The sequence below is a fragment of the Methylocystis sp. genome (genome assembly GCF_051061225.1).
Classification (GTDB): Bacteria; Pseudomonadota; Alphaproteobacteria; order Rhizobiales; family Beijerinckiaceae; genus Methylocystis.
On the sequence record NZ_JBPFEB010000111.1, the window covers coordinates 1 to 2,617 of the forward strand.

At 58.4% G+C, this 2,617-nt stretch carries 1 protein-coding gene and 2 pseudogenes; 1 reads left to right on the top strand and 2 read right to left on the bottom strand.

Going from position 1 to position 2,617, the window contains the following annotated elements; genetic code table 11:
- Positions 1-140: 140 nt before the first annotated feature.
- Positions 141-257, bottom strand: a pseudogene (locus ACR652_RS19440) (IS5/IS1182 family transposase); the annotation flags it as partial.
- A 150-nt stretch (positions 258-407) separates the two neighbouring features.
- On the opposite strand from ACR652_RS19440, the gene ACR652_RS19445 reads away from it, so the two are divergent.
- Positions 408-1,718 (top strand): IS701 family transposase, encoded by a 1,311-nt coding sequence (locus ACR652_RS19445; RefSeq protein ID WP_434508125.1) that lies wholly within the window; start codon positions 408-410, stop codon positions 1,716-1,718.
- Between the two features lie 652 nt (positions 1,719-2,370).
- Here ACR652_RS19445 and ACR652_RS19450 read toward each other — a convergent pair.
- A pseudogene (locus ACR652_RS19450) lies at positions 2,371-2,617 on the bottom strand (hypothetical protein); the annotation flags it as partial.

Here is a 2,617-nt window from a genome sequence, read left to right on the forward strand (position 1 = left end):
CCTGTCCCGGCGACCCTGAAACGCCGCGGACGGCCGCCCAAAAACGGAGGCGCTGATCACCTCGCAGGCTGATCGCCCGACCCGCCAGACTGGGGAATTTTCGTTCGCCAAAAGTGGGGAAATTTCGGGTGCCATTGACAAATGCCGCTGATCACCCGCCGATCATCGACCCGCGCCTTGCCGCGCGTGTCGGTCGGAAGATGAGGCGCGATCTTCGCGAACTGGGCCTCCGTCAGCCAAAACCGGTCGGGAATCATGGGCGCCTCCTATCGGAAGCTTGTGAATCACGACGCCGCCCTCACGCCAACCATTTTTATGGGTCCGAGCCCTAATCTAACATTACAGTTGCATTTAATCGGCAGTTCTGACTCCATGGGTCACCATGATTCGGTTTGAAGGATCATGGAATGTCGGGAGCTTCGATCGAAACGACGCTGGAGTTGTGGGCGTCGTCGCTGCGTGACGTGAAGCGACGGATGCGGCCCCTGTTCACGCAGGAACGCATCGCGCAATCTGCCGAGCATTTTCTCGACGGGTTGCTGGGCGAAGAGCGACGCAAGACAGGTTGGATGCGAGCCGAAGCCGCGGGCGATCCGGGGCCTTGGCGGCAACAGGCAATCCTGGGCCGCGGACGTTGGGACGCGGATGCGCTGCGGGATATTGTGCGTGATTATGCGCTTGAAACCCTAGCGGTCGACGATGCAGTTCTCGTTGTCGACGAGACCGGCTTCTTGAAGCAGGGCAAGGCGTCCTGCGGCGTCGCGCGGCAATATACAGGCTCAGCGGGAAAGGTCACGAACTGCCAGATCGGCGTTTTCGCCTGCTACGCCACAGAGCGCGGCCATGCCTTCATCGACCGTGAGCTTTATCTGCCAAAGAGCTGGACCGATGATAAAGCGCGCATGACCAAGGCGCATGTTCCGCACGAGATTTTAGACAGCGCCAATGGCGGCTTTGCCACCAAGCCGGCGTTGGCGCTTTCCATGATCGAAAGAGCGATCAGGGCGAATGTCCCATTCTCCTTTGTCGCCGCCGACACGGTCTACGGCGTGGGCGATATTGAAATGGCACTGCGACGCGCAGGCAAAGGCTATGTTCTCGGCGTGAAATCCAACGAGCCTTTCCATTCCTGGGGCAAAGCAAAGTTCATTTCGGGCACGGCCAAAGCAATTGCGGACGGCCTGGCGGCATCCGCCTGGCGCCGGCTCTCGGCGGGCGCGCGGGCGAAGGGCGAGCGCCTGCACGACTGGGCCTATCTCGAACTCGCCGATCTCGATGCGGGCGATTACAGCCATGCGCTTGCGGGCGTTTCCTGGACGCGCGGACTTCTGATCCGCCGTAAAATTGCTGATGGTGATCTTGCCTTTTTCACGACATGGGCGCCGAGCGGGACCTCAATCGAAAGATTGGCGAAAATCGAAGGACGTCGCTGGGCCATCGAAGATAGCTTCGAAACCGCGAAGAACGAACTCGGCCTCGATCACAACGAGACACGTTCTTGGCATGGATGGCGTCGTCATGTTTCGCTCGTCATGCTGGCCTTCGCCATGATGGCTGCGATCCGGGCTCACGCCAACGCCGCGATACAGGAAATCCGCCGCCTGGCGACACGCCTGGCAAGAAAACGCATCCGGCCCGAGTTTATCATTGCTTGGTCGCTTTGGAGGCGAGCACACCAGGCCCAAGCAAAGCGTTCCCATATGAAATTGCAACTGTAATGCTAATACAAGGCTCAGAGACGCTGCGGGGCCTATCCACAAAGACCCAAGCGGATATCTGTTGATATGGGCGTGAAGAGACTTTCCTGTGGCGCAGCTTCTGCTGTTGACCTCAGCCGCTGTTAATGCTCTGCAAGACAGGCCCCACCGTAGTTCCCCGAATTGACCTTTGTTAATGACCTGTTAACCTGGCGCAGGCTCTTGTTAGTCGCGCGTGCAAGTATGCGGCTCATCCTCGTAGACGCTCAGTCAGACCGGATCTGTGGTGACGTAGCCAAAGAGGCCACGCAAGCTTCCGCGTGGGACCAAGACAAGCTGGAGAGCTTGTGTAAGTCGACAGCTCAGGAGATAGACGAGCGTAGAGGCCAGCGGTCGGGAGCTTATGACTTTGTCTCCTTCCCTCCCTCTGAGAAGTCTGCCGGATACTTCGTGTTCATGGCCAACGAAAACGCCGAGAACTGCCTATATTGTGGGTCATGCCCTGCCGATTTGGGTGAGGTCTTCACTCATTGTTTTTACCTTGGCTGCGTCTGTCGCCCTCAGTAACCTTGTCGAGCTGCTGAAGTAAGCGCGGACATCACTTTGGTCAGCTCGCCTCCTTCCGAAGGGCATGGACGCCCCATCCCACCTTCTGCACGAATGCTTTGGCTTCTCAGCGATTGAGACGGTCGGAGAGGCCCGAACTGATGTTACTTCCGGGTTGGCTCGCATTCGACTCCGCGCTAAGCGGTCCCTTAGTTGCCAAAATCTGCGACAGCGCGGCCTCCAAGTCTTGTTCTCGAACGGGTTTCGTGAGCACCAAGTGGTCGCTATATCGTCCGAGTTTGTGGCTCGAATAGCCTGTCATGAAGGCAAACGGCACCCCTTGCGCGGCTAGAGCGTCTGCTACAGGCAGACTG